This is a genomic window from Microbacterium aureliae, assembly GCF_054780155.1.
On the sequence record NZ_BAAGWW010000001.1, the window covers coordinates 572,860 to 597,325 of the forward strand.

26 protein-coding genes are annotated in these 24,466 nt (G+C 71.2%); 10 read left to right on the top strand and 16 right to left on the bottom strand.

The genetic code is table 11. The features are described from left to right. Positions 1 to 9: 9 nt before the first annotated feature. On the bottom strand, positions 10 to 1,923 hold the full coding sequence (locus ACYVF4_RS02810) for an ABC transporter ATP-binding protein (protein WP_460719513.1): 1,914 nt from the start codon (positions 1,921 to 1,923) through the stop codon (positions 10 to 12). A 121-nt stretch (positions 1,924 to 2,044) separates the two neighbouring features. Between ACYVF4_RS02810 and ACYVF4_RS02815 the strand changes: the two genes are divergently transcribed. Continuing rightward, positions 2,045 to 3,571 carry a DHA2 family efflux MFS transporter permease subunit gene (locus ACYVF4_RS02815; RefSeq protein WP_460719515.1) on the top strand — a complete coding sequence of 509 codons (1,527 nt, stop codon included), beginning with the start codon at positions 2,045 to 2,047 and terminating at the stop codon, positions 3,569 to 3,571. Positions 3,572 to 3,601: 30 nt separating this feature from the next. Here ACYVF4_RS02815 and ACYVF4_RS02820 read toward each other — a convergent pair whose 3' ends face one another. Next, positions 3,602 to 4,444, bottom strand: coding sequence for a DNA-formamidopyrimidine glycosylase family protein (locus ACYVF4_RS02820; RefSeq protein ID WP_460719516.1), 843 nt, complete (start codon positions 4,442 to 4,444; stop codon positions 3,602 to 3,604). A gap of 315 nt (positions 4,445 to 4,759) precedes the next feature. Between ACYVF4_RS02820 and ACYVF4_RS02825 the strand changes: the two genes are divergently transcribed. Both ACYVF4_RS02825 and ACYVF4_RS02830 read left to right on the top strand, forming a co-directional pair. Further along, complete coding sequence (locus ACYVF4_RS02825; RefSeq protein ID WP_460719518.1) at positions 4,760 to 5,308, top strand: type 1 glutamine amidotransferase domain-containing protein; 549 nt, start codon at positions 4,760 to 4,762, stop codon at positions 5,306 to 5,308. 71 nt (positions 5,309 to 5,379) lie between these two features. Next, positions 5,380 to 5,691 (top strand): DUF7882 family protein, encoded by a 312-nt coding sequence (locus ACYVF4_RS02830; RefSeq protein WP_460719520.1) that lies wholly within the window; start codon positions 5,380 to 5,382, stop codon positions 5,689 to 5,691. A 5-nt stretch (positions 5,692 to 5,696) separates the two neighbouring features. On the opposite strand, the gene ACYVF4_RS02835 is transcribed toward ACYVF4_RS02830, so the two are convergent. Both ACYVF4_RS02835 and ACYVF4_RS02840 read right to left on the bottom strand, forming a co-directional pair. Then, entirely contained in the window at positions 5,697 to 6,143 is a 447-nt protein-coding gene (locus tag ACYVF4_RS02835; RefSeq protein WP_460719522.1) for a MarR family winged helix-turn-helix transcriptional regulator, read from the bottom strand. 77 nt (positions 6,144 to 6,220) lie between these two features. Further along, a complete protein-coding gene (locus tag ACYVF4_RS02840; protein WP_460719524.1) occupies positions 6,221 to 7,450 on the bottom strand; it encodes an MFS transporter in 1,230 nt (409 codons plus the stop codon). Positions 7,451 to 7,569: 119 nt separating this feature from the next. On the opposite strand from ACYVF4_RS02840, the gene ACYVF4_RS02845 reads away from it, so the two are divergent. Beyond that, entirely contained in the window at positions 7,570 to 8,400 is an 831-nt protein-coding gene (locus ACYVF4_RS02845) for an alpha/beta fold hydrolase (protein WP_460719526.1), read from the top strand. Next, a complete protein-coding gene (locus ACYVF4_RS02850; protein ID WP_460719528.1) occupies positions 8,397 to 9,767 on the top strand; it encodes a sensor domain-containing protein in 1,371 nt (456 codons plus the stop codon). The genes ACYVF4_RS02845 and ACYVF4_RS02850 overlap by 4 nt, the downstream gene beginning before the upstream one ends. 13 nt (positions 9,768 to 9,780) lie before the next feature. Here the strand turns inward: ACYVF4_RS02850 and ACYVF4_RS02855 are convergent, their stop codons facing one another. The 6 genes from ACYVF4_RS02855 to ychF all read right to left on the bottom strand — a co-directional run bounded on the left by ACYVF4_RS02855 (position 9,781) and on the right by ychF (position 14,859). Further along, the gene (locus tag ACYVF4_RS02855; RefSeq protein ID WP_460719530.1) at positions 9,781 to 10,737 is read right to left on the bottom strand and encodes a helix-turn-helix domain-containing protein; all 957 of its coding nucleotides are present in this window, start codon (positions 10,735 to 10,737) and stop codon (positions 9,781 to 9,783) included. After that, a complete protein-coding gene (locus ACYVF4_RS02860; RefSeq protein ID WP_460719532.1) occupies positions 10,734 to 11,036 on the bottom strand; it encodes a DUF7882 family protein in 303 nt (100 codons plus the stop codon). Before ACYVF4_RS02860 ends, ACYVF4_RS02855 begins: the two co-directional genes overlap by 4 nt. A gap of 231 nt (positions 11,037 to 11,267) precedes the next feature. Further along, positions 11,268 to 12,239, bottom strand: coding sequence for a squalene cyclase (locus ACYVF4_RS02865; RefSeq protein WP_460719534.1), 972 nt, complete (start codon positions 12,237 to 12,239; stop codon positions 11,268 to 11,270). Positions 12,240 to 12,277: 38 nt separating this feature from the next. Beyond that, on the bottom strand, positions 12,278 to 13,168 hold the full coding sequence (locus tag ACYVF4_RS02870; RefSeq protein WP_460719536.1) for an aldo/keto reductase: 891 nt from the start codon (positions 13,166 to 13,168) through the stop codon (positions 12,278 to 12,280). A 19-nt stretch (positions 13,169 to 13,187) separates the two neighbouring features. After that, the gene (locus ACYVF4_RS02875; RefSeq protein ID WP_460719538.1) at positions 13,188 to 13,754 is read right to left on the bottom strand and encodes an alpha/beta fold hydrolase; all 567 of its coding nucleotides are present in this window, start codon (positions 13,752 to 13,754) and stop codon (positions 13,188 to 13,190) included. Positions 13,755 to 13,785: 31 nt separating this feature from the next. Next, entirely contained in the window at positions 13,786 to 14,859 is a 1,074-nt protein-coding gene (gene ychF, locus ACYVF4_RS02880; RefSeq protein WP_460719540.1) for a redox-regulated ATPase YchF, read from the bottom strand. Positions 14,860 to 14,929: 70 nt separating this feature from the next. On the opposite strand from ychF, the gene ACYVF4_RS02885 reads away from it, so the two are divergent. From ACYVF4_RS02885 to ACYVF4_RS02895, 3 genes are all read left to right on the top strand, one after another. Then, the gene (locus ACYVF4_RS02885; protein ID WP_460719542.1) at positions 14,930 to 15,586 is read left to right on the top strand and encodes a methyltransferase domain-containing protein; all 657 of its coding nucleotides are present in this window, start codon (positions 14,930 to 14,932) and stop codon (positions 15,584 to 15,586) included. A gap of 90 nt (positions 15,587 to 15,676) precedes the next feature. Then, complete coding sequence (locus ACYVF4_RS02890; RefSeq protein WP_460719544.1) at positions 15,677 to 16,285, top strand: exonuclease domain-containing protein; 609 nt, start codon at positions 15,677 to 15,679, stop codon at positions 16,283 to 16,285. A 49-nt stretch (positions 16,286 to 16,334) separates the two neighbouring features. Next, on the top strand, positions 16,335 to 17,633 hold the full coding sequence (locus ACYVF4_RS02895; protein WP_460719546.1) for a DNA recombination protein RmuC: 1,299 nt from the start codon (positions 16,335 to 16,337) through the stop codon (positions 17,631 to 17,633). A 13-nt stretch (positions 17,634 to 17,646) separates the two neighbouring features. Here the strand turns inward: ACYVF4_RS02895 and ACYVF4_RS02900 are convergent, their stop codons facing one another. From ACYVF4_RS02900 to ACYVF4_RS02910, 3 genes are all read right to left on the bottom strand, one after another. Beyond that, complete coding sequence (locus ACYVF4_RS02900; RefSeq protein WP_460719548.1) at positions 17,647 to 17,856, bottom strand: UDP-N-acetylmuramyl pentapeptide phosphotransferase; 210 nt, start codon at positions 17,854 to 17,856, stop codon at positions 17,647 to 17,649. 124 nt (positions 17,857 to 17,980) lie between these two features. Then, positions 17,981 to 18,970: a class II fructose-bisphosphatase gene (gene glpX, locus ACYVF4_RS02905; RefSeq protein WP_460719550.1), complete on the bottom strand. Its 990-nt coding sequence runs from the start codon at positions 18,968 to 18,970 to the stop codon at positions 17,981 to 17,983. Between the two features lie 136 nt (positions 18,971 to 19,106). Further along, entirely contained in the window at positions 19,107 to 19,316 is a 210-nt protein-coding gene (locus tag ACYVF4_RS02910) for a GntR family transcriptional regulator (RefSeq protein WP_460719552.1), read from the bottom strand. A 123-nt stretch (positions 19,317 to 19,439) separates the two neighbouring features. Here ACYVF4_RS02910 and fbaA point away from each other — a divergent pair, with 123 nt between their 5' ends. Next, the gene (gene fbaA, locus ACYVF4_RS02915; protein WP_460719554.1) at positions 19,440 to 20,471 is read left to right on the top strand and encodes a class II fructose-bisphosphate aldolase; all 1,032 of its coding nucleotides are present in this window, start codon (positions 19,440 to 19,442) and stop codon (positions 20,469 to 20,471) included. A gap of 137 nt (positions 20,472 to 20,608) precedes the next feature. Continuing rightward, on the top strand, positions 20,609 to 22,126 hold the full coding sequence (locus tag ACYVF4_RS02920; RefSeq protein ID WP_460719556.1) for an HNH endonuclease signature motif containing protein: 1,518 nt from the start codon (positions 20,609 to 20,611) through the stop codon (positions 22,124 to 22,126). 95 nt (positions 22,127 to 22,221) lie between these two features. On the opposite strand, the gene ACYVF4_RS02925 is transcribed toward ACYVF4_RS02920, so the two are convergent. From ACYVF4_RS02925 to ACYVF4_RS02935, 3 genes are read right to left on the bottom strand one after another with little or no spacing between them, the layout of a single operon-like run. Beyond that, the gene (locus ACYVF4_RS02925; RefSeq protein ID WP_460719558.1) at positions 22,222 to 22,776 is read right to left on the bottom strand and encodes an MOSC domain-containing protein; all 555 of its coding nucleotides are present in this window, start codon (positions 22,774 to 22,776) and stop codon (positions 22,222 to 22,224) included. Between the two features lie 32 nt (positions 22,777 to 22,808). Beyond that, complete coding sequence (locus ACYVF4_RS02930) at positions 22,809 to 23,420, bottom strand: DUF6264 family protein (protein WP_460719560.1); 612 nt, start codon at positions 23,418 to 23,420, stop codon at positions 22,809 to 22,811. Then, complete coding sequence (locus tag ACYVF4_RS02935) at positions 23,417 to 24,451, bottom strand: 4-hydroxy-3-methylbut-2-enyl diphosphate reductase (RefSeq protein WP_460720738.1); 1,035 nt, start codon at positions 24,449 to 24,451, stop codon at positions 23,417 to 23,419. Before ACYVF4_RS02935 ends, ACYVF4_RS02930 begins: the two co-directional genes overlap by 4 nt. Positions 24,452 to 24,466 lie beyond the last annotated feature (15 nt).

Here is a 24,466-nt window from a genome sequence, read left to right on the forward strand (position 1 = left end):
GCCGGCGGCTCAGCCCGCGGCCCGCTCCGCCGCCTCTTCGGCGTGCAGGATGCGGGATGCCGCCAGCTGCTCGGCGGCGAGGTCTGCGTAGAGCCCGCCCGCCGCGACGAGGTCCGCGTGCGTCCCGGACTCCACGATGCGGCCCGCCTCGACCACGTGGATGACGTCGGCGGTGATCACCGTCGACAGCCGGTGGGCGACGGTGATCGTCGTGCGGCCGCGGGCCGCGGCATCCAGCGCCTCTTGTACGACCCGCTCGCTGACGGTGTCCAGCGCCGAGGTCGCCTCGTCCAGCAGCAGCACCGGCGGGTCCTTCAGCAGGACGCGCGCGATCGCTATCCGCTGCTTCTCGCCGCCCGACAAGCGGTAGCCGCGCTCGCCCACGACGGTGTCGTAGCCGCGCTCGAATCCCGCGATCACGTGGTGGATGTTCGCGGCGCGGCACGCGGCCTCGAGGTCGGCGTCGGTGGCGTCGGGCTTGGCGTAGCGCAGGTTCTCGGCGATCGTGGCGTGGAAGAGGTAGGTCTCCTGCGACACGATCCCGATGTGGTCGATGATCGACTCCTGCCGCAGGCGCCGGACATCGGCCCCGGCGAACAGCACCTGACCGGACTCCGCCTCGTACATGCGCGGCGTGAGATACAGCACGGTGGTCTTGCCCGCCCCGGACGGCCCGACGAAGGCGACGTGCTGTCCCGGGTCGACCGTGAAGGCCACGCCGTCGAGCGTCGGGCGGGCCGAGGGCGCGGCATCCGGGTAGCGGAACACGACATCGCGGAACTCGATGCGCCCCACGGGGCCGGGAGCCTCGGCGACGTCGATCGCATCGGCCGCGTCGCGGACGGCCGGGACGAGGTCGAGGTACTCGAAGATGCGGGCGAACAGCGCCGCCGAGGTCTGCAGGTCCAGTGCCACCCGCATGAGTCCCATGAGGGGCATGAGCAGCCGCGCCTGCACGGTCGTGAACGCCACGATGGTCCCGGCGGTGATCGAATCCGCGCCGCCGGCGACGAGGTATCCGGCGACGAGGTAGATGATGGCCGGGACGCTGGCCATCATCACCTGGACCACCGCGAAGAAGCCCTGGCCGCTCATCGCCCGGCGCACCTGCAGCCGCACCTGGTTGACGTTCTCGGCTCCGTAGCGGGCGGACTCGGTGCGCTGCCGGTTGAACGACTTCGACAGCAGGATGCCCGAGACGCTCAGGGTCTCCTGCGTGATGGAGGTCAGCTCCGAGAGGGACTCCTGGGTCTCGCCGGCGATGCGGGCCCGGATCTGCCCGACCCGCCGCTGGACGATGACGAGGAAGGGCATCATGATCACCGCGATGATCGTCAGCCGCCAGTCGATGATGATCATCGCCACCAGCGACGCCGCCACGGTGACGGCGTTGCCGAGGATGCTCGTGACGGTGTTGGTGAGGACCCCCGAGACCCCGCCCACGTCGTTCTGCAGGCGGGACTGGATGACACCGGTCTTGGTGCGGGTGAAGAAGCCGAGCTCCATCGACTGCAGGTGCTCGAACAGCCGGACGCGCAGGTCGCCGGTGACGCGGTTGCCGACGGTTGCCGTCAGCCACGTCTGCAGGACGCCCAGGACCGCCGACAGCAGGAAGAGCCCGATCATGGCGGCCACGAGCACGCCGAGCAGGTCGAGTCGCGGGCCCCCGCCCTGCAGCGGGAACAGGGCGTCGTCGAACACGCGCTGCACGATGAGCGGCGGGATCACCGCGGTCGCCGCGGCGGCGACGACAAGCAGGCCGGTCACCGCGATGCGGCCGCGGTAGGGGCGGAACAGGGCGATCACCCGGCGACCGAGCTGCGGGATCTTCGGGGCGGCGGCGTTCATCCGCCGCTGCGCCTCGATGTCGACGCCGCGGAATCCCGCGCCCCCGCCCGGGTGCCCCCCGCGCCCCATGCTCATGGTGGCCAAGCCTAATCTCGCGCCGGATGCCCGGGATCGGGAATGCACTGTCGGACCCCGCCGTTATCCTGGAGGCTTGCCGTCCGGGGGGACGGCGCCGTTCGAATGCGAGGAGTACGCGATGGCTGCGACCGAGACCCAGGCGACTCCCGACACCGGCAGCGGCTCCGCCCCGAAGGGCATCGGCCTCTCGTCCGACGAGAACCGGGTCATCTGGCTGCTGCTGGCCGCCGCCTTCGTGGCGATTCTCAACGAGACCACGATGGGCGTCGCGATCCCCCACCTCATCCACGACCTCGATGTCACGGCGCTGGCCGCCCAGTGGCTGACCACCGCCTTCATGCTCACGATGGCCGTCGTCATCCCGATCACCGGCTTCCTGCTGCGCCGCTTCACGACGCGCCAGATGTTCATCGCGGCGATGAGCCTGTTCTCGCTCGGCACGCTCATCGCGCTGCTCTCCCCCGGCTTCCCGCTCCTGGTCGTCGCCCGGGTCGTGCAGGCGTCGGGCACCGCGATCATGATGCCGCTGCTGATGACGACGATCATGAACCTCGTGCCGGGCCACTCCCGGGGGCGCATGATGGGGCGCGTCAGCGTCGTCATCTCGCTCGCACCCGCGATCGGCCCCACCATGTCGGGCTTCCTGCTGGACACCGCGGGCTGGCGCGCGATCTTCGCCGTCGTCCTGCCGATCGCGCTGGTGTCGCTGCTGGTCGGCGCGAAGTGGATCCACAACCTCGGCGACACCACGCGCGCCCCCATCGACGTGCTGTCGGTGATCCTGTCCGCCTTCGGCTTCGGCGGCCTGGTCTACGGGCTCAGCCAGATCGGCGGCGCGTCGGGTCACGGCGGCGGGTCCTCGGCGGCGGACGCCGCGGCGGGCGCCGCCTCGACGGCCTCGCTCATCGTCTCGCTGTCGGTGGCGGCGGTCGCGCTGGCCCTCTTCGTGTGGCGGCAGCTGCGGCTGCAGAAGGTGGATGACGCCCTGCTGGATCTGCGGGTGTTCCGCTCGCGCAACTTCTCGCTCGCGATCACCCAGATGACCCTGCTGTCCGTGGCGTTCTTCGGCGCGATCACGGTGATCCCGCTGTACATGCAGTACGTGCTGCAGGTCTCGGCGCTCGAGACCGGGCTCGTCGTGCTCCCCGGGGCGCTCGTCATGGGTTTCGCCGGTCCCGTCATCGGTCGCATCTACGACCGCTTCGGCACGCAGGTGCTCCTCATCCCGGGCGCGATCATCGCCTCGGCGCTGCTGTGGGCGTTCACCACCTTCGGCCCGGCGACCCCGGTGTGGGTCATCGCGATCGCCCAGACGGTGCTGTCCCTGGGGCTGGCGATGTCCTTCACCCCGCTGTTCACGGCGTCCCTGGCCTCGCTCGAGCCGAAGTTCTACTCCTACGGCTCGGCGGTGGTCGGGACGGCGCAGCAGGTGGCAGGTGCCGCCGGCATCGCCCTTCTCATCACGATCTACTCCGCGGTGTCTGCAGACGCCGCGGCGGGCGGCGCCGAAGAGATCGCGGCGCTCGCCGCCGGGACCCGCGCGGCGTTCCTCGTGGCGGCAATCGTGTCGCTGCCGCTGATCGTCGGCGCGTTCCTGATCCGCAAGCCCGCGGACCAGCCGGCGGGCATGCCCGCGGCGCACTGACCGAGGCCCGCGCCGGGGGCGGACGCGACGTCAGTCCTCGAGCGGCACGCCGCCGGTCTGGCAGCCGGGGCAGTACTGGCCCGCGCCCTTGGTCCCCGGGATGTCGCGGATCTCGGTGCCGCATACCGGGCACGCCTGGCCGGTGCGCCCGTGCACGCGCATCGACGCGACCTTCGCGGCCTTGAGCTCTGCCGGCGGGATGCCGCGCCGCGCGTCCAGGGCGCCGATGAGCACGCCGCGCACGGTGTCGAACAGGCGGTCCTTCTCGACCTCGTCGAGCGCGGCCGCGTGGTCGAGCGGCGACAGGCGCGCGGTGTGGAGGATCTCGTCGGAGTAGGCGCCGCCGACCCCCGCGAAGGAGTCCTGTTCGGTGAGCAGGGCCTTCAGTCGCTTGCGGCGGCCGTCGACGGCGCGGGCGAAGTCCTCGCGCGTGTACGCCGGCCCCATCGGATCGGGGCCGAGCCCCGCGACCGCGGCGACCTCGAGCGGGTCGTCCACCCACGACAGCCCCACCGACAGCCAGTCGCCGGCGTCGGTGAGCTCGAGCGTCGACCCGTCGTCGAGGCCGATGCTGGCGACGACCGGGGCACTCCCGTCGTCGACGGGGTCCGCTGCTACCGACGCGGCATCCGTCACCCTCGCCCAGCCGGCGCGGCCGAACGAGATCACGACGCTGCCGTCGTCGACCTCGAGATCGAGGTGCTTGCCGTACCGGGAGACGCCGGTGACGCGCGCGCCGACCAGATCGCGGGGGCGGCGCTCACGCGACTTCCACACCCGGAACTCGGCGAAGTCGAGCGACGCGATGCGCCGTCCGGTCAGCCGCGTGTCCAGGTGCTCGGCGAGCACCTGGACTTCGGGCGACTCGGGCACGGCGCCTCGCGTCGGTCGGTGGGACGGCTCAGTTGCCGCCGCAGCAGCCGCCGCCGCAGCACGAGCCGGCGGTCTCTTCCGCGACGAGCAGGTTCTTCTCGTCCGGAACGGGCTGCAGGGTGGGGGTGGAGTTGTTCGACGTCATGCCGACCATCGTAACGCCCGCGGTGGCGTGCGATCGGCGGGCGGATGCCGGTAGCCGACCATCCCGCGGCGTGCAACCCCTCGTTGCCGCCGCGCCGCGCTTCGTACCGTGGGTCGTGCGCGGCAGATCGCTCCGCGCGAGCATCCGGACACGAGAGAGAGGACACCGGCATGACCGATCTGAACGGCACGTCCGTCGCCTTCCTGCTGATGGACGGCTACGAGGACAGCGAACTGACGTCGCCGTGGCAGGCGGTGACCGACGCCGGGGCGACGGCGACGCTCGTCTCCCCCGCCACCGGCGAGGTGACCGGAAAGAAGGGGCATCGTCAGGCGGTGGACCAGGCGGTCGGGAGCGCCGACGCCGACTCGTTCGACGCGCTGGTCCTGCCGGGCGGCGTCGTCAACGCCGATCACCTGCGGATGGACGAGGCGTCGGTGGCCTTCGCGCGGGATTTCTTCGCGCAGCACAAGCCGGTGGCCGTCATCTGCCACGGCGCCTGGATCCTCATCGAAGCGGGAGTCGTCGAGGGCCGGACCCTCACCAGCTACCCGAGCCTGCGGACCGACCTCGTCAACGCCGGCGCGACGTGGGTGGACGAAGAGGTGGTGGTCGATGCCGGCCTCGTCTCGAGCCGCCGCCCCGACGACCTGCCCGCCTTCAACGCCAAGGTCATCGAAGAGATCGCCGAGGGCCCCCACGCCCACCAGACCGCGTGACGGCATCCGTCGACTGATTAGGCGGGCTTACTTGATTTAGTAAGCCCGCCTCGTCGTTCTACGTTTCGCAGGTGGGCAAACTCGTTTACGGCAATGATGCTCGGTCGCTCGATATCGACGACCGCGTGCTGGCTCACCTGCGGCTGGTCTTCATGAACAAGCTGCGGCGGCTCGAGCCGTTCATGTTCCACTACCCCGATCCTCCCGGCATCCGGACGCTGTGGATCCACCCCGCCGTGCCGATCGTGTTCCACTTCTACGGCTCACGGACGCCGCGCATCAACCGCGCGTGGGTGAACGCGCTCATGCTCGAGGCGGCCGGGCCGCACGGGCTTCGCATCGTGCCCGAGCCTGAGGACGACGCCTCGGCCGCCTCGCAGTAGCCGGCTCAGGTGCACTCGCGGTCGACGGCGTCGGTGATGAGCTCGAGGAAATGCACGACCTCGGCGACGGTCTCGCCGCTGAGCTTCGAGGCCAGCCGCCGCACCTGCGCCGTCAGCGGATCGAAGTCGTCGGGATCGGCCGAGCGATCCAGGGGCCGCACGAACTTGCTCCGGCCGTCGTCCGGGTTGCGCTCGAAGACGATGAGGCCGCCCGTCCGCAGGCGGTCGAGGATCGTCGTCATCGACGCGGTGGAGACCCCGACGTGCTCGGCCACCATCGTGGGGGTGACGTCGAGCCCCGCATCCGAGCTCTCGTAGACGTACCGCATGGCCGCGCGCGCCGTCTCGCTGGGGCCGCATTCGGTCTGCCGCCGCCGGGCCAGCCGGGCCTCGGCCAGCCGCAGCTGCTCCACCGCGCGCGCGGCATCGGTCGTTGTCGCCGTCTGTGCCATGCCGCTCCTTCGGTCTGCGAGCAGTGTAGGCCGCGCGGCGCAGCGCTCACCCCCCTTGCCCGGAACCGGGCGGACGGCTACGGCGCAGGATGAGGGATGCCGGTCGGCACCCGCCGCGCGACGAGGGCGCCGCCGGCGGCCGCTGCCGCGGCCAGTGCCAGCAGCACGGCGACCGTGGCGGTCAGGCTCACCGCGCCCAGCCACCCGGCCAGCGGATACGTGACCAGGAAGCAGGCGTGCGAGAGCGCGAACTGGGCGGTGTAGACCAGGTGGCGGTTCGCCGGCGTCGACGCCTCTGCCAGCAGCCGCGCCGACGGCGTGGCGATCAGCGACGTTCCGGCGCCGAGGACGCCCCAGGCGGCGAGGACCGGCCACCACACCAGGGCTCCCCCCTCGATCGCCGCGGTCGCCGCGAACGCGCCCGCGAGGCCGGCGACTACCGCGAGTCCGCCCGCCCGCATCACGGGGATCACGCCGAACCGGTCCACCAGCTGCGGGATCACCAGCGCCGCGACGAGCGATCCGCCGCCGAACGCGGCGAGGGTGAGCGCGAGCGCGGTGTCATCCCGCGCGAGCAGCACCTTGACGTAGACGACACTGTTCACGAGAACGAGAGCGGTCGCGGCCGCGACGACGACGTTGGCCAGCAGCAGGAAGCGCAGGGTCGGGGCGGCGGCGAAGACGCGCACGCCGACCGTGACCCGCCGCCAGAACGTCTCGGTGCGCGGCTGATCGGCCCGGGCGGGGAGCCGGGCGATGAGCACCAGCAGCGCGGATGCCGCGAACCCGGCCGCCGTGCCGACGAACAGGGTGCTGTAGCCGACGACCGTCAGCAGCGCAGCGGCGACCATCGGGCTGAGCACCGCCTCGAGGTCGTACGCCAGGCGGGACAGCGCGAGCGCGCGGGTGTACTCGGCGGGCTCGGGGAGGAGGGCGGGGATGAGCGCCTGGAACGCGGGCGTGAAGGTCGCCGACGCCGCCTGCAGCACGAAGACGAGCAGGTAGATCTGCCACACCTCGCCCACCAAAGGCAGGAACAGCGCGATGGACAGCCGGACCAGGTCCGCCCCGATGAGCACAGCCTTCGTGGGAAGGCGCTCCACGAGCGCGGCGATCAGCGGCGCGACGCCGACGTACGCCACCATCTTGATCGTCAGGGCCGTCCCGAGCACGGCTCCGGCGGCATCCCCGGCGATGTCGAAGGCGAGCAGGCCCAGCGCCACGGTCAGCAGCCCGGTGCCGACGAGCGCGATGACCTGCGCGCCGAACAGCGCCCGGTAGGCGGGATTGCGAAGCACTCGCAGCACCCCCAGATGATAGGCCGTTTCGGGTGTCTCGCCGCGCACGCGGCGTGTGCACAGCCTCTACCGTCTACGCTCATGTCAAGCGCTCACGATCTCGCCGCGCCCGACCCGTAGGAGCGCGCATGACCTCGTCCGGACACCCGACCCCGTCGGATGCCTCAGACCCGCTGCGCCGCAACAACGTCACCGTCCACGGCAACCCCGAGGGCCGAGCGATGATGTTCGCCCACGGCTTCGGCTGCGACCAGGCGGTGTGGCGCCTCGTGGCCCCGGCGTTCGCCGAGACCCACCGGCTCATCCTGTTCGACCACGTCGGGTCGGGCGGGTCCGACGCCACGGCGTACCACCCGGGCAAGTACGACTCTCTGGACGGTTACGCCGAGGACGTCCTCGAGATCATGGCCGCCCTCGACCTCGAGGACGTCGTCTTCGTCGGTCACTCCGTGAGCGCGATGATCGGCGTCCTCGCCGCCAACCGCGCACCGGCCCGCTTCGGTGCCCTCGTGCTGGTGAGTCCCTCCCCTCGATTCGTCAACGACGCCGAGTACAGCGGCGGTTTCGAGCTCGCCGACATCATGGCGCTGCTCGACTCGCTCGATGCCAACTACTTCGGGTGGTCGCAGGAGTTCGCCCCCATCATCATGGGCACGCCCGGTCGACCCGAGCTCGGCGCGACCCTCGCCGACAGCTTCTGCCGCGTCGATCCCGCGATCGCCCGCCACTTCGCCCGCGTCACCTTCCTCTCGGACAACCGCGGCGACCTTCCCTTCGTCTCGGTGCCCACCCTCGTGCTGCAATGCCGCGTGGACGCGATCGCCCCGCTCGTCGTCGGCGACTTCGTCCACGCGTCGATCCCCGGCAGCCGCCTGTCCGTGCTCGCGGCGACCGGCCACGTGCCGATCCTGTCCGCGCCCGACGCGGTCGTCGCCGAGATCCGCGGATTCGCGGCATGACCGCCGACTGGTTCGATCTCGCCCCCTGCGGCCTCGTCTCGACCTCGGCCGACGGCATCCTGCTCGAGGCGAACGCCACCTTCCTGGAGTGGACCGGCCACACCCGCGAGGTGATCGGCGGGGCCTTCGTCGACCTGCTCGACCCGGGCAGCCGGCTGTTCTTCGAGACGCGCCACAGCCAGGCGCTCCTGCTGACCGGCCGGGTGGACGAGGCCGCGCTGACGGTCCGCGCCGCCGACGGCACCGGCATCCCGGTTCTGGTCAATTCGGTGAGGGATGCCGATACCGGCCTCGTGCGCACGGCGCTCTTCAACGCCACCGAGCGCATCCGCTACGAACGCGAGCTCGTCCAGGCGCGGCGCGCGGCGGAGTCCTCGGAGTCGCGCGTGCGCGTCCTGCAGGAGGTGTCGACGACCTTCGGACTGACCGCGAGCGAGTCCGATGCCGCCGAGGCCTTCGCCTCGGTCGCGCAGGGCGCGTTCGCGGCGAGGGACGCCGCGGTGCTGCTGTTCGATGGGCGCGGCGACCTGGAGCTCGTCGGCGGATCCAACCCCCTCGAGGGCAAGGTGCCGCCGATCCTCACCCTTCGCCACACGCCCCGCGTGGTCGTGGTCGACGAGGTGTCGGCGCGGACCGAATACCCGGCACTGGCGGCCGGCATGCGCGAGACGCGCCTGGCGGCGATCAGCGTCACCCCGCTGCTGTACGAGCAGGAGCGCCTCGGCGTCCTCGCCTGCTTCTTCTCGAGGGAGCGCGAGTTCGACGACCAGTTCTTCGACCTGCAGCAGGCCCTCGGTCGTCAGGCGTCGCAGACGCTGGTGCGTCTGCGGTTCCAGAAGCGGCTGGCCTTCCTCGCCCTGCACGATCAGCTCACCGGCGTGGGCAACCGCCAGCTGCTCGAGCAGAGCCTCGAGTCCGCGATCGACGACGCCGCGAGCCAGGGACGCCCACTCGCCGTGCTGTTCCTCGACGTCGACGATTTCAAGAGCATCAACGACCGTTTCGGCCACGCCGCGGGCGATCAGGTCCTCGTCGAGGTCTCCAAGCGCCTGACCGGCGGCGTGCGCTCGGGCGACCTCGTCGGCCGCATCGGCGGCGACGAGTTCGTCGCGGTGTGCGCCGATGCCGACGAAGACGCGGCCCGGACGATCGCCGAGCGGATCCTCACGATGACGCAGGAGCCGATCGCCGTGGACGGCGCCCTCATCTCGCCGTCGGTCAGCGTCGGCGTCGCGCTCTACCGGCCGGGGGTCGACGGCCGGCCGGATGCGGAGCACCTGCTCACGCGCGCCGACGGCGCGATGTACGAATCCAAGGGCTCGGGCAAGAACCGCGTCACCGTCGAGCGGCTCATCGACAGCCTCTGACGGCACTCGGGCGTCAGCGGCGGAGGGTGACGGAGGGCTTCTCGCCGAACAGCTCGGCGTACTGGGCGGCGAACCTGCTGGCGCTGACGAACCCCCAGCGCGCGGCGATCTCGGCCACCGAGTGCTCACCCACGTGCGCCTGCAGCAGGTCGTCGCGCGCGTGGATGAGGCGGACCCGCCGCACGTACTCCAGGGGCGTGGCCTGCAGCTCGCGGCGGAAGCTGTTCTGGAGTGCGCGCACCGACAGCCTCGCCGCGGCAGCGATCTGCTGGACGGTCAGGGGCTGATCGGCATGGTCCTCGATGTACGTCCGGGCGCGGCGGACCGCCGAAGACAGCGCGGCATCGGAGGGACGTCTGCCGGCGTGCAGCACGTCCACCGGGAAGGTCGCCAGTGCCCCGGCGACGAGCGACTCCATCGTCACCGCGCGTGCGAGGTCGTTGTGGAACACCTCGGGCACCTGCGTGCTCCGCCACGCGTAGGACATGGTCCGAAGCCAATGCTGACGGAGCTCGGGTGAGACCGCCGCCGTGCGCGTCACATCGATACGGGCGTCATCCACGCCGAGGTGAGCGGACACCGCCCGCCCGAGGACGGCGGTGTCGATGTTGGCCGTGAGCACGTCGAGTTCCTCCGAGCTCGAGGACCCCTCCCCCGGGCGGAAGACGAACGGCTGGGAGGTGTCCACGTCTTCGCCGCGTGACTTCGCGGAATAGCGCCCTCCCAGCAGCAGCGCGTGCGCGGCGACGTCGTGGAAGTCCACCGCGATGTCGATGCGGGAGCTGATCTTGAACCGGACGAGAGAGATGCCGTCCACGCCCCGCACCGTCTGCTCGTAGGCGAACGGCCGTCGCGACTCGCGAAGCGACACCCGCGGGTAGACCCGGCGGGCGAACGCTTCGGCCTCGCCGAGGTCGCTCGTCCGGAAGGACTCAGCGCGCGGCGACGACCTGTCAGAGCCCCCGCTCACGAGTCCGTCGGCTCGGGCATGACGTACAGCCCGCCCGTGGAGTTCGCCGCGCGGAGCATCTCCTCGATCCAGCGGTGGTTGATCTCGTGGCGCCCCCGGATCTGGAACCGGTAGACCAGGCGAGCGCCGGGGTGGATCCAGATCGAGGTCCGGCCTCCGCCCTCATAGGTGTCGTGCGCCCACGTGAGATGGAAGGGCTCGCCCCGGCGGAGCTTCTGGTTGATGACGATCTGCAGGTGCGCCAGGGTGCGCTCTTCGATCTCGAGCGTCACCACTCCCCCGTATGTCAACCGCCCCATACGAGCAACTCCGTTCCCGACGTTGCTACAGGATGCGCCCCGCCGCCCCGTCCGACGGAATCGCTCGTCGCGACCGGCCGTCGAGCGCACCGAATGCACATCCAGCGTCATCTGTCACCTCCTCCGACCGCAGACCGTCCCCCATCCGACCGCGCGAGTGAAGGGGGTTGACATCCGGGCGTGTAGCCCTCTCGGGGTCAGGACCTGCGGCGCAGCTCGCTCCTCGCGGCGTCACCGGCCGGCATCGTCCCACCAGTCCAGCACGCGGGTGCCGAAGAGCGTCAGCCACTTCGACGGCTCACCCTCGGCGACGTCGACGGGGAACCACAGCCGCCCGCGGAGCGGGGTCGTCTGCAGCCACGTGCCGTCCGGCCGGCGGGTTCGGCGCACGAGGTCGATGGCCTCTGCGAGGCGCGGATCCGGCCGCCGCCCGTCGTGCAGCGACGCGTCGCGGAAGTAGTCGAGCGCGAACAGGGCGCTGTACCGGTGCCGGTTGGGGTAGACGAAGCGCGTGACGAAATCACCGACCAGCTCTCCGGTCGACGCGCGGTACATGAGCCGGCGCTCCAGCAGGTACTCCTCGCCGAGCCGACGCGTCACCGCCAGGCTCGGGTCCTTCGTCAGCTGCTCGTACTGCAGCATCCCGCGCAGAGCATTGAGCGTCGAGTGGAAAGACGACCGGACGGAGTCGCCCTCTTCGGCCTCGCAGTTCCACCCGCCGTCCTCGAGGCGGTGCTCGGGGAACCATGCCGCCAGCGCCGCCACGCCCGCTCCCAGCCAGGCGCCGGTGGCGAGCGTGTAGGAATTGATGCAGACGTCGACCTCTCCGCCCCAGTAGGGCAGGTCGCCGTAGTCCCAGCGGCTGTTCCGGTCGAGGCGCTCTGCGGTGTCGCCGAGGACCGCGGCATCCAGCCCCCACTCGCGCAGGTCGCGGAGCACCCAGGTCGTGGCCGTCCACGGCTGCCCCGGCTGCTGCGCCTCGTCGCTGCCGAAGAAGCCCGCGGGAAAGAACGATCCGCCCGCCCACTGGCCGTCGGCATCCTGCTCCGCCAGCAGCGCGGCGCCGAATCCCTGCGTCGCCACGAGCGCGCGCGTGCGCTGCCAGACCTCGTCCGGCTCGTTCAGCAGGTCGCGCTGGACCTGCCAGCGCAGCGCCGGGTCGGAGTCCAGCAGCCAGGATCGCAGGTCATCGGTGAGCGGCATGCCCAGACGCTAGCGCGCCGTTCCGACACCCGCGAGCCTCACTCGAAGATGCCGACGGACTCCGACAGTCGCACGACCTCATCCGCGGTGAGCTCCAGCTCCGCTGCCTTGGCCGAATCGACGATGGATGCCGCGCGGCGGGCCCCGGGGATGGGGATGACGGTGTCGGCGAGCGCGAGCTCCCACGCCAGGACGACCTGCTGGGGGCTGACGTCGTGCGCCTCGGCGACGTCGCCGAAGGCCGAGAAGCGGGTGCCCACGTCGCGGGCACCGCCGCCCGTGCCGCCCAGCGGGCTCCACGGCAGGAACGCGATCCCGCGCTTCGCGCAGAACCGCAGCTCGTCGATGCTGCCCGGATGCCGCGGCGAGAACTCGTTCTGGACGCTGGCGATGTTGCCCTCGCCGAGCACCTCGATCGCGATCTCGATCTCTTCGACGCTCGCGTTGGAGATGCCGACGGCGCGGACCAGCCCGTCCGCCTGCAGCCCGGCGAGATCCTTCATGATGTCGCCGTAGATGCGCCAGCGGTCGGGACGGTGGTACTGGTACAGGTCGATCTGCTCGACGCCGAGGATCTCGAGGGACTTCTCGACCGCCGAGCGCAGGTACTGCGCCGATCCGTCCCGGCCCCACGTCTCACCCTCGCCGCGGGTGATGCCGCCCTTCGTCGTGACGAGGATCTGCGAGGAGTCGCCGTCCCACGTGCGCAGGGCTTCGGCGACGATGCGCTCGTTGTGCCCCATCTCGTTCCAGGCCGGGGCGTAGATGTCGGCGGTGTCGATGAGGGTGACGCCGGCGTCCAGTGCGGCGTGGACGGTGGCCACGGCCTCGGCGGGCGTCGGGATCTGCCGGTCGTTGTTCATCGACAGCGGCATGGCGCCGAGGCCGATCGCCGAGACCCGGCGTCCTGCGAGGGTGCGCTGCTTCACGGTTCGTCTCGTTTCGGGGTCAGTCCCAGTCGAGGTATTCCTCGATGATGACGGCGGTCTCGATGGGGTGGGTGAGGGGGAAGTAGTGGCCGGCGCCCTCGAGCTCCTTGACGCTGGCGCGATCGGGGGCCGTGGCCTGCAGCGACGCGCCTGCCGCAGCCGGTGTCACCTCGTCGTCGGCGCCCTGCACGATCAGGACGGGGACGACGGGGGCCAGGGCGACGTCGGCGTCCTCGACGCCGAGCAGCAGCAGGCCGTTGGCCCGATCGGCGTGCGCCAGCACGGTCGCGCGCGCCACCGTCCCGCCGAAGCCGTGGCCGCCGATCCACGAACGGTCGATGCCGAGGTGGTCCATGACGGCGGTGACGTCCTCCGCGCGCTGCTCCAGGGTCGCGTCGGCCCCGGCTCTGTGGCCGATGCGCACCACGTGAAACCCCGCCTCTTCGGCGAGGTAGTGCCCGACGACGCCGAGCGCATCACGGCCCTCGCCCGGCTCGGGGATCAGGATCAGCTTGATCGGGCCTTCGCCCTCGTCGACGAACGGGATCGCGCGGCCCTCGGGCTCGAAGATCTGGATGTCAGGCATGCGGGTCCTTCCGGATGGGCGTCGTGCGGGCTCAGACGTTGAAGCGGAACTCGACGACGTCGCCGTCCTGCATGACGTAGTCCTTGCCCTCGAGGCGAGCCTTGCCCTTGGCGCGCGCCTCGGCGACCGAGCCCAGCGCGACGAGGTCGTCGAACGAGATGACCTCGGCCTTGATGAAGCCCTTCTCGAAGTCGGTGTGGATCACCCCGGCCGCCTGCGGAGCCTTCCAGCCCTTGCCGATGGTCCAGGCGCGGGCCTCCTTCGGCCCCGCGGTCAGATAGGTCTGCAGGCCGAGCGTGTCGAAGCCGATCCGCGCCAGCTGGTCCAGCCCCGACTCCTCCTGGCCGGTCGAGGCCAGCAGCTCCGCGGCGTCCTCGGGGTCGAGGTCGATGAGCTCGGACTCGATCTTCGCGTCGAGGAACACCGCCTGGGCCGGCGCCACCAGGGCGGCCAGCTCGGCCTTGCGCCCGGCATCCGTCAAGACCGCCTCGTCGACGTTGAAGACGAAGATGAAGGGCTTGGCCGTCAGCAGGCCGAGCTCCTTGATCGGCGCGAGGTCGATGCCCGACGCCGACAGCAGGATGCCGCGCTCGAGGGCGTCCTTCGCCTCGACGGCGGCGGCGAGCACCGAGGGATCGAGCTTTTTGCCCTTGACCTCTTTCTCGTAGCGCGTGATGGCCTTCTCGAGGGTCTGCAGGTCGGCCAGCTGCAGCTCGGCGTTGATGGTCTCCATGTCGCTGCGCGGGTTCACCGCGCCGTCGACGTGGACGACGTCGTCGTCGCTGAAGCCGCGGACCACCTGGGCGATGGCGTCGGCCTCACGGATGTTGGCGAGGAACTGGTTGCCCAGGCCCTCGCCCTCGCTCGCGCCGCGGACGATGCCGGCGATGTCGACGAAGGACACCGCGGCGGGCAGGATGCGCTCGGAGTGGAAGATGTCCGCGAGCTTCTGCAGGCGCGGGTCGGGAAGGTTCACGACCCCCACGTTCGGCTCGATCGTCGCGAACGGGTAGTTCGCCGCGAGAACCTGGTTCTTGGTGAGGGCGTTGAAGAGGGTCGACTTGCCGACGTTCGGGAGTCCGACGATTCCGATGGTGAGAGCCACGGGGCTCAAGTCTACGTGCGGCCGGCGACCCCCTCTCCCGCGACCGACGGGGCGGGAGCATACTGTGGCCGTGGACGACTGCTGTGCGCCACGCACCCCGGAGGGGTACGACGACGTGTTCGATGCCCGCTTCGCGCGTCGACTCGCGCGCCGCTACGAACGGCGCGGGCCCACGCGTCCCGCCCGGCGCATCATCGAGTTCGCCGAGTCGGTGGGCCTGACCGGCGCCACGGTGCTCGAAGTCGGCGGCGGGATCGGCGACATCCAGCTGGAGCTGCTGCGCCGCGGTGCCGCGCGCACGGTGAATCTGGAGCTGTCGGGTCAGTACGAGTCCGAGGCGGGGCGGCTCATCGACGGCGCCGGGGTGAGCGGCAGGGTGACCCGGATGCAGGGGGTCGACGTCGCCGTGGATCCCGCCGCGGTCGGCGCCGCCGACATCGTCGTCCTCAACCGGGTGGTGTGCTGCTACCCCGACTACGACCGGCTGCTGACGGGAGCGGCCTCGCTCGCCCGCCGCGCCGTGGTGTTCAGCCATCCGCCCCGCACGGTGCTCGCCCGGGCGTTCGCCCGGGTGGGCAACGCCGAGATGAGCATGACCGGCCGCGCCTTCCGCGGGTATCTGCACCCTCCGGCGGCGATGATCGCCGCGCTCGAGCGCAACGGGCTGGCCACCACCTTCCGGCGTCGCGCCGGACTGTGGACGGTGGTGGGCGCCCAGCGCGGCTGACGGCACCGCCCGATCGGCCCCGCTGCCGCGTCGCCGCCCTGCACGGCGCGCCTCCGCGCGTCCCGGGGCGGTGCGGGCGAGGGTGGAGCCGTGGCCCTGGACTTCACCGCGATCGACTTCGAGACGGCGAACTCCAGCAACGCCTCGGCCTGCGCGGTCGGACTCGTCCGCGTCCGCGACGGCGAAGTCGTCGCCACCGACGGCTGGCTGATCCGGCCGCCCTCAGGCCACGACCGGTTCTTCGAGCTCAACACGCGCATCCACGGCATCTGCGCCGCGGACGTCGCCGGAGCGAAGGGGTGGACCGAGCAGCTGGACGACCTCGTCGCGTTCGCGGGGTCGGACGTGCTGGTCGCCCACAACGCCGGCTTCGACATGGCGGTCCTGAAGAAGGCGTCCGAGGCGACCGGGGACGAGTGCCCGCCGTACCGCTACGCGTGCAGTCTGCAGGCGGCGCGGCGAGTGTACGCGCTGGAGTCCTACCGGCTTCCGTTCGTCGCCGCCGAGGCGGGCTTCGGCGCGTTCGCCCACCACAACGCCACCGCCGACGCCCTCGCGTGCGCGCACGTCATGATCGACATCGCCCGCCGGCTCGGGGCGACCGATGTCGACGCGCTGGCGGATGCCCTCGGCATCCGTGTCTCGCAGATCGCCGTCGCCGAGGCGCCGGTGTCATTCTTCCCCGCCGCCGTGGCCTGACCCGAGCCCGCGGGAACCCGATGTCGGAGGGGTGGTGCAGGCTCCTGCCATGGACGCACTGACCGTCGCATTCGTCATCATCGGGTCGCTCGTGCTCGGGGCGCTGGCCGGGTGGGCGGCGGGCCTCGCCCGCGGAGCCGCGCGGACGACGCGCGAGCACGCCGACCTGCGCGCGCAGCTGGCCTCCGTCACGGCTGCCCGCGAGGGTGTCCAGGCGCAGCTGGATCACCAGCAGGTGCTGTACCGCGAACTCGCCGCGCAGAGCCGGGCGGACCAGGCCGCTCGTGAGGAGCGGGAGAGACGCGAGCAGACCGTGCTGCGGGCGCTTTCGCCGGTGCAGCAGACGCTCGAGGCGATGCAGGCCAAGGTCGACGACCTCGAGCGCGATCGGACCCGGCAGTACTCCACGCTCGCCGAGCAGCTGCGGCGCGCGCACGAGAGCGACGAGGCGCTGCGGGCGACCACCGAGTCGCTCGCGGGCGCGCTGCGCTCGGGCAGCACCCGCGGCGTCTGGGGCGAGACCCAGCTGCGCCGCGTCGTCGAGGCGGCCGGCCTCACCCGCCACGTCGACTTCGACCTGCAGTCCTCGATCCGATCGGATACCGGGGTCGGCCGCCCCGACATGATCATCCGCCTGCCCGGCGACAAGGCGATCGCCGTCGACGCGAAGGTGCCGCTGGACGCGTACCTCGAGGCCAGCGCCATCGCCCCGACCGCACAGGGCGCCGACGCGGCGCGGCGGCAGCTGCTGCTGGACCGGCACGTGAAGGCCGTGCGGGCGCACGTGGACGCGCTGGCGAAGAAGGCGTACTGGTCGGGGCTGACCGCGAGCCCCGAGTTCGTGATCTGCTTCGTGCCCAGCGAGTCGCTGCTGTCGTCGGCGCTCGATGCGGATCCGTCGCTGCTGGACTACGCCTTCGGCAGGCGCGTCGCGCTGGCCTCGCCCGTGAACCTGTGGGCGGTGCTGAAGACGGTGGCGTTCACGTGGACCCAGCAGGACGTGTCGCAAGAGGCCCGCGCGCTGTTCGAGCTGGGCACGCAGCTCTACGAGCGCCTGGGCACCCTCGCCGGCCACGCCGACGACATGCGCCGAGCCATCGAGCGAACCGTCGACAGCTACAACAAGCTGGTCGGCTCGCTCGAGTCGCGCGTCCTCGCCACCGCGCGCCGGTTCCCGGGGATCGACCAGACGCGGCTGGACGCGCTCGCCGAGCCGGCGTCGATCGACACGGTGCCGAGGCGGCTGACAGCGCCCGAGCTGCTCGAGGTGGAGCGCGACGACGACGAGGCGAACGCCCCGGTGACGGCCGACCTCGACGAGGTGCGGGCACGGCTCTCCGAGGCGTGACGGGCGGTGCGGGTCAGGCGCCGCCGGGGACGAAACTGAGCAGCGAGATGACGGCGACCGAGACGCCGACGAAGGCCCCGATCATCCACCACGGGCTGAGCTCGTGACCCTCGTCACGGCGGACCCGCAGCAGCACGTCGGGGCGGCGTGCGGGGTCGGTGGCGTCGGCCACCACGGCGATGGCACCGGTCTGCGGTGAAGTTCCGCTCAACTGTGCGGACATCACAACCCCCTTGGGCTCGGAACGACGACAAGCATCTCCGTTGACACCGCCACCAATTGTGCCAGAGAACCCTGGGAGGCCGGGTTACGGCGCGGTCACGATACCGCGCGGGGGCGACCGGCGATCACAGCCACTTCGAGACGAGGTGCTCCGACGAGATGCGACGGAGCGTCCCCGAGGCGCCGCGGATCACAACGCTCTCGGTGTAGACATACCCGCCTTCGCGGCGGACGCCCTTGACGAGCTCGCCGTTGGTGACGCCGGTGGCGACGAAGATCGTGTTGTTCCCGGTCACCAGCTCGTCGGCTTCGTAGACGTGACCGTCGACCTTCAGCCCGGCATCCGAGCCCTTCTGCTTCTCGTCGTCGTCGCGCGGCCACAGCCGTCCCTGGATGTGGCCGCCAAGCGCCTTGACGGCGCACGCGGTGACGATGCCCTCGGGGCTGCCGCCGATGCCGACGCACATGTCGGTGCGGGCGTTGTGCCGGGCGGCGTTGATGCCGCCGGCGACGTCGCCGTCGCTCATCAGGCGCGTGCCGGCGCCCGCCTCGCGGATGTCGTTGATGAGCTGCTCGTGCCGGGGGCGGTTGAGCACCGACACGACGATCTCGTCGACCGGCTTGCCCAGCGCCTTGGCCAGCCGGCGGATGTTCTCGCCGATCGGCAGCCGGATGTCGACGACCCCGACGCCGGCGGGGCCGGTGACGAGCTTGTCCATGTAGAACACGCTGGATGCCTCGAGCATGGTGCCCTGATCCGAGACGGCGATGACCGACAGCGCGTTGTTGCGCCCCTCGGCCGTCAGCGTCGTGCCGTCGATCGGATCCACGGCGACGTCGGCGCGAGGGCCGCGGCCGTTGCCGACCCGCTCGCCGTTGAAGAGCATGGGCGCTTCGTCCTTCTCGCCCTCGCCGATGACGATCGTGCCGTCGAAGTTGACGGTGGTGAAGAACGCGCGCATCGCATCCACGGCGGCGCCGTCGGCGGCCTCCTTGGCTCCGCGGCCGATGAACGGCACGGCGCGGATCGCTGCCGCTTCGGTGGCCCGCACCAGTTCGAGAGCGAGGTTTCGATCGGGATGCAGCGGGCTCATGTCCGCGGTCAGACTCACCATGCGTTCACCTTATCCATCCAAGGGGGTTCGAACCGGGCCTTCGACGCCGAGGGGCGTGAAGGTTTGGCGATTCTTTCGCTATCGCCAAACCCCACGCCCCGTGCGTCATGCGGCGCCGGAAGAGCAGCGCCGTCGATCAGGCGTCAGGCCGCCGCCGTCGCGAGCGCCCACACGATGCCCGACGCCGCGAAGCCGGCGAGGCCGAGCACCGTCGTGACCGGCTGACGTCGTAGGTCGCACCGATCTCGGCCTCGCTCGGCAGCGCCGAGCCGGCTTCGAGGTCACCGCCGATGATGCGGTCCAGCAGCGCATCGGCGACCTCGGTGACGAGGGACTTGCGGGGCATGGCGGCCCTCCTCCGGCGGCGCGCGATCGACCGTAGCCTAGCCGAGGGGCGTCATGCGGCCGCGCAGACGAGACCGTCCTCGATACACTCCCAGAGTCACGACACCCCCTCGAAGGAGCTTTTATGCCCGTCGCCACCCCCGAGCAGTACGCCGACATGCTGGACCGCGCCAAGGCCGGCGGCTTCGCGTACCCCGCGATCAACGTCTCGAGCTCGCAGACCATCAACGCCGTCCTGCAGGGCCTGACCGAGGCCGGCTCCGACGGCATCCTCCAGGTCACCACCGGCGGCGCCGACTACTTCGCCGGCCACACCGTCAAGGCGCGCGCCGCCGGCGCCCTGGCCTTCGCGAAGTTCGCCACCGAGGTGGCCAAGAACTACCCGATCACGGTGGCGCTGCACACCGACCACTGCCCCAAAGAGGCGCTCCCCGGCTTCGTGATGCCGCTCATCGAGGCATCCGAGGAAGAGGTCAAGGCCGGCCGCAACCCGATCTTCCAGTCGCACATGTGGGACGGCTCGGCCGTGCCGCTGGATGAGAACATCCAGATCGCCAAGGACCTGCTCCCCCGCCTGAAGAACATCAACGCGATCCTCGAGGTCGAGATCGGCGTCGTCGGCGGCGAAGAGGACGGCGTCAAGCACGAGGGCTCCAACGACGCCCTCTACACCACCGTCGCCGACGTCACGAAGGCCGTCGAGGCGCTCGGTCTCGGCGAGAACGGGCGGTACATCTCGGCGCTCACCTTCGGCAACGTGCACGGCGTGTACAAGCCCGGCAACGTGAAGCTGCGTCCGGAGCTGCTCGGCGAGATCCAGGAGGGCATCGCCTCGCAGTTCGGCACCGGCCCGAAGCCGCTCGACCTCGTCTTCCACGGTGGCAGCGGCTCGACCGACGAAGAGATCGCCCTGGCCGTCGCCAACGGCGTGGTCAAGATGAACATCGACACCGACACGCAGTACGCCTTCACCCGCTCGATCGCCGGCTTCATGTTCGCCAACTACGACGGCGTGCTGAAGGTCGACGGCGAGGTGGGCAACAAGAAGGCCTACGACCCTCGCGCGTGGGGCAAGGTCGCCGAGTCGGCGATGGCTGCTCGCGTGGTCGAGGCCACGCGCCAGCTGGGCTCGCACGGCAAGAGCCTCGCCGCCTGAGACTGCTCGTCCCGGAACGCCTCGACCCCCAGGGGCCGGGGCGTTCCCCCTTTTCGTTATGCTTTCGTGACATTGAGGATCGGTGGATGCTATCGAATCTCTCTTCGAACGTCGGAGGCCCCTCGGATAATCGCAGCATGACCTTCTTCGCAGACCTGCATGAGGCGCTCGATGCGCTCGAAGCATTGGTCGGCGGGGATATCGACGCCGCCAAGGTCCCGGCCGCAGTGAACGGACTTTCGGATCTGGACGTCGAACGGGTGATCCGCGCGGCGACGGTGCTGGTGCAGAGGGCGGAGTGCGTGCGCATCGCGGGGTCGGGCGCCGTCGCCGCCCGGTCGAGCCGGGATGCCGGCCACGGAGGCATGGCGCAGAAACGAGGCCACCGCAACGCGGTCTCCCTCATCCAGGACCTCACCGGCACCACCCGCACCGACGCCATCAAGCAGGTGCGACTCGGCGAATCCCTGCTCGCGGCCACCCTGCCGCCCGAGGATCCGGCGCCCGACGCGGGCCCGAGCGGCGAGCCGGGTAGTGCAGATCCGGCGGACGGCGACGATAGGGCGCCGGTCCGGCCGTGGGACGCGGAGCTGTCGTCGGCCCTGGTCACCGGAGCGGTCTCGAAGGACCAGTTGGCCGCCATCCGTCGCGGGCTCGGATGTCCGCCGCCCCTCGCCGACGGCGACGACGACCCGGATGCCGGTGAGGCGTGGCGACTGGCAGCAGAGCGTCTGCTCGACGAAGCGACGCAGCGCACCGTCGAGGAGATCGAGCGGGCAGCGCGGTCGATCCGCGACCTTCTCGACCCCGCGGGCGCCGCCGAGCGGTTCGCGGAGCGATACGGCAAGCGGTCCTACCGGATGTACACGGGCGAGGACGGGCTGCGACGGGGCTTGTTCGTCTTCGACGACGAGGCGGCCGCGTGGGTGCAGACGCTGATCGACACGGCCCTTCGACCCCGTCGCGGCGGCCCCCGTTTCGTCGATGCCGAGGACGCCGCCCGCGCACAGCAGCTGGCCGCGGACCCGCGGACCAACGATCAGCTCGCGTACGACCTGCTGATCGATGTGCTGCGAGCCGGAAGCCTCGCCGATGCGGCGACCGTCTTCGGTACCCGTCAGGCGGGCCTTCGCATCGTCACCACCCGGAGTGCGCTGGACGCCGACGAGGCCGGGCAGCCGGCGGTCGCGCTCATCGAGGACGACGGCAGCGCCCTGCCCGCCTGGCTGGCGGCGGCGACGGCGTGCGACACCGGGGCCACCTCATGCACCGTCGACGCCTCGGGGAATCCGCTGGACGTCGGCCGCGAACAGCGCCTGTTCACGCCGAAGCAGCGCATCGCCCTCGCGGTGCGCGACGGCGGATGCCGCTGGACGGGCTGCGACCGCCCGGCGTCGTACTGCGAGGCGCATCACTGCGACACGTGGGCCGACGGCGGGCGCACCGACATCGATCGCGGGATCCTGCTCTGCAGGTTCCACCACATGAACCTGCATCAGACGAAGAGCCGGATCACGAGGGACGGGACCGGCGACTTCGTCCTGCACCCGCCGCCCGGCGGCGGTCGCCCGAGCGTGCTCGCCGAGCGGCTGGTACGAAGGTACGCCTTCGGCGACCTGCAGCCGCCGCCGGCGCGCTACCGTCCGGCGGCGTAGCGGAACCGGCGCGGCCGGGCAGCGGCGAAGACCCATGCCGAGCCGCGGTGGCGAACGACGCCGGGCCGAGTCGTGGAGAAGAAGAGCGGCTACGGCTACGGAGCCCTGTAGATCTCGATGATCGTGGGCGCGCCGGCGGGGCGCTCCAGCACGGTGATCTCGTCGCCGGCGCGGACCGACCCCGTCCGCACGACCCGCAGATACGGACCCAGGCGCCGCGCGTCCGAGAAGCGCCGCACCCACCCCTTCTGGTCGGCTCCCCCGACCCAGCGGGCGAAGGTGCCGCACGGGGTGCGCGGCATCGTCACCTCGACCTCGACGCGATCGCCGATCCGCCAGCGCTCGCCGATGACCGAGGAGTTGACGTCGATGCCCTCGGTGCGCAGGTTCTCGCCGAACCAGCCCGGGGGCAGATCCCGCCCGAGCTCGCCCTGCCAGTAATCGGCATCCTCCTGCGCATAGGCATACAAGGCCTTGTCGAGGCCGCCATGGTGCCGGCGGTCGGCCTGCACGTCGCCGTGCGCGCCGAACCGCATGATCTTCACCGCCCCGTCCAGCGGACCCTTGTCGATCGCGGTCACGCCGATCGAGGCCGAACCCCGGTCCGGTCGCAGCTGCCGGACGGCGCAGACGGCGAGAAGGCGGGGCATCCCGCAATCCTAGAGCGCGCGGCGCGGGCGGCTCAGCCGCCCAGGACGCTGTCCTGAAGCGCCTGCCACACAGCCGGGTCGGACCACAGCGGGACGGCCATGAGGGTGCCTGCCGCGAACGTGACGACCGCGCCGCCGACGAGCGGGATCCACCACGTCAGCCGTCCGCGGCGAAGGCTGGCCACCGACACCAGCAGCGTGAGGATCCATCCGAGAGCGAGCAGCACGCTGGCGCCGACCGCCCACGGGCGGGCAGCGGCCGGATCCGAGAGCTCCGCCTGGACGCCCAGCAGGTCGAGCATCGTCTCGGCGTACTGCGTGTAGTCGATGAACGACGGGATCGAGCCGATCACCGTCACGAACCCGTACGCGAGCAGGCCGATCGTCACGAAGCGGTCGATCGCCCGAGCCCGCGGCGAGCGCGCACGCCCGCGTACCCCACCGACGGCATCCGTCGAACCCGTCGCCGCCACCGGCGCGTCGGCGGCGACCTCGGCCGGAGCCTGCCCCGTCTCGAGGGCCGTCGTCACCTCGGGCTGGCGGATGCGGGCGCGCTGCTCCTCGGGAGTGGCGTACTCGCCGTACTGGGGGCGCGGGCGAGGAGCCGGGTCGGGCGCCGGCCGGCCGAGGTCGGACTCGCTCATGCCGGACCCGACGTCACCCGGCCGCCGCGGCGCGCCTCGGCATCCTGTCGCAGCTCCTTGGGGAGCGAGAACATCAGGTCCTCCTCGGCGGTGCGCACCTCTTCGACGTCGCCGAAGCCGGCGTCGCGCAGGTCGTCCAGCACCTGCTGCACCAGCACCTCGGGCACGGACGCGCCGCTGGTCACGCCCACCGTCTCGACGCCCTCGAGCCACGCCTGCTCGATCTCGTCTGCGTAGTCCACGCGATACGCGGCCTTGGCGCCGTACTCCAGCGCCACCTCGACCAGCCGCACGCTGTTGGACGAGTTCGCCGAGCCGACGACGATCACGAGGTCGGCATCCTTCGCGACCTTCTTGATGGCCACCTGGCGGTTCTGGGTGGCGTAGCAGATGTCGTCCGAGGGCGGGTCCTGCAGCTGCGGGAAGCGCTCGCGAAGCCGCCGCACCGTCTCCATGGTCTCGTCGACCGACAGGGTCGTCTGCGACAGCCACACGACCTTGGACGGGTCGCGAACCTCGACCGTCGCCGCCTCGTCCGGGGAGTTCACGATCGTGACGTGGTCGGGCGCCTCGCCGGCGGTCCCCTCCACCTCCTCGTGCCACTCGTGGCCGATGAGCAGGATCTCGAAGTCGTCACGGGCGAAGCGCACCGCCTCGCGGTGGACCTTCGTCACCAGGGGGCACGTCGCGTCGATGGCCTGCAGATGACGATCCGCGGCGGCGTTCACGACCGCCGGCGAGACGCCGTGCGCGCTGAAGACGACGTGCGCGCCCTCGGGAACCTCATCGACCTCGTCGACGAAGATGGCGCCGCGCTCCTCGAGCTCGGACACGACATGGATGTTGTGCACGATCTGCTTGCGCACGTACACCGGCGCGCCGAAGCGCTCCAGAGCCTTCTCGACGGCGATGACGGCACGGTCCACCCCCGCGCAGTAGCCGCGGGGGGCGGCCAGCAGCACCCTCTTGTGTCCGGGCACCGGGATATCCTGAAGGCGCTCGCGCCGCCGCGGCACGCGGGGCACGGGCATTCGGACGGCCGGGTT